The sequence below is a fragment of the Streptomyces sp. NPDC002088 genome, assembly GCF_040296605.1.
In the GTDB taxonomy this organism is placed as follows: domain Bacteria; phylum Actinomycetota; class Actinomycetes; order Streptomycetales; family Streptomycetaceae; genus Streptomyces.
This window is the reverse complement of the sequence record NZ_JBEOXO010000115.1, coordinates 1-1,392: the sequence shown is the minus strand read 5'-3', so window position 1 is coordinate 1,392 and position 1,392 is coordinate 1. Positions and strand designations below refer to the sequence as shown.

Below are 1,392 nucleotides of genomic sequence, written 5' to 3'. Positions count from 1 at the left end.
CTAGGGTGCGTTTCATAAGCGGCCGCCCGCTGATCTCCGCAGCATGATCGGCCAGTACAGTCGCCCTCGTGGCAACACCGGCACTGCGGGCGATTGAGTGGGACGGGACGTCATGGGACGACCCGTCTGACGACCAATTGCACGATCTGCTGGCCGACATGAGCCTGACCTGGCGATTTGTCGTTGTCCAGCGGCTTGACCTCGAACCCGTCGGCCAGCACTACATGCAGGTCTGTCTCAACGACGACCTCAGCTACCAGGTCGAATACCGCGAGGGTGGCCCAGACAGGCACTTTCACTCCCGGGTGCCGCGCGAGCACGAGGTGTTCGCCGTGGAGCCCGTTGCCGAAGTGCTTCAGGACTGGGCCCGGGGGCGGCCGGGCTGGCGTGAAGCTCTTCCCTGGGCCCCGTGGCCACCGGTGGAACCAGCGCGATGAACCTCGTGCGGCGTGATGCGCGCCACGCGGCCCCTCACAGCCACTCGTTGATCGCCGCGATGACCACGGTGGCTTCGTAGCGGACGGCGAGTTTGTCGTATCGAGTCGCGACGGCCCGGTGTCTCTTGAGGCGGTTGATTCCGCATTCGACAGCGTGGCGTTCGCGATAGTCGGCCTTGTCGAACTTCGGTGGCCTGCCGCCGCGCATGCCGCGCTTCTTGCGGTTGCGGATCTGGTCGGTCTTCTCCGGGATGGTGCAGCGGATGCCGCGTCTGCGCAGGTAGGCGCGGTTCGCGCGAGAGCCGTATGCCTTATCCGCGCGGACCTTGCGAGGCTTGGTGCGCGGGCGTCCCGGACCGATGCGCGGGACACTGACGCGGTCGAGCACATTCTGGAACTGCGGGCTGTCATGGCGGTGGCCAGCGGTGATGACCAGGGACAGCGGCTTCTGCCCCTGCTCGACCGCGAGGTGGAGCTTGGTCGTCAGTCCGCCCCGGGAGCGTCCGAGTCCGTGGTCGGCCGGTTCGGTGTCGACGCCGCCGGGCGGTTCTCGTTGAAGAGCCCCTTTTTCCGGGCGCCGGCGGCGTGCTGGTGTGCGCGGGCGATGGTGGAGTCGACGCTGACATCCCAGGTGATCAGCCCGTCGGCGTCGGCCCGGGCCTGGAGCTGTTTGAGGATTCGCTTCCAGGTCCCATCGCGCTGCCAACGCCGGAACAACCCGTAGACGGTTTCCCACTCGCCGTACCTGATCGGCATGTCCCGCCACGGCGCACCCGTCCGTGTCCGCCACCGAATGCCGTCTATCAGCTGCCGCTTGGACCAGATCGGAGGCCGTCCCGGCTTCTTCCCCACCGGCAACAACGGCTCCAGCCTGGCCCACTGCGCGCTCGTCAGATCCCCACGTCCCACACGGTGATCATCACAGAGCTTGATCGACTTCTGAAACGCACCCTAG

At 66.7% G+C, this 1,392-nt stretch carries 2 protein-coding genes; one reads left to right on the top strand and one right to left on the bottom strand.

Translation table 11 applies throughout. The features are described 5' to 3' along the window. The first annotated feature begins 68 nt into the window (after positions 1-68). Positions 69-437, top strand: a complete 369-nt coding sequence (locus ABT114_RS50410; RefSeq protein ID WP_351154122.1) for a hypothetical protein — start codon at positions 69-71, stop codon at positions 435-437. Between the two features lie 34 nt (positions 438-471). Here ABT114_RS50410 and ABT114_RS50405 read toward each other — a convergent pair. Beyond that, a protein-coding gene (locus ABT114_RS50405; protein ID WP_502988550.1) for an IS5 family transposase occupies positions 472-1,346 on the bottom strand; the annotation gives its coding sequence in 2 pieces (ribosomal slippage) (positions 472-999 and positions 1,002-1,346; 873 coding nt in all). Positions 1,347-1,392 lie beyond the last annotated feature (46 nt).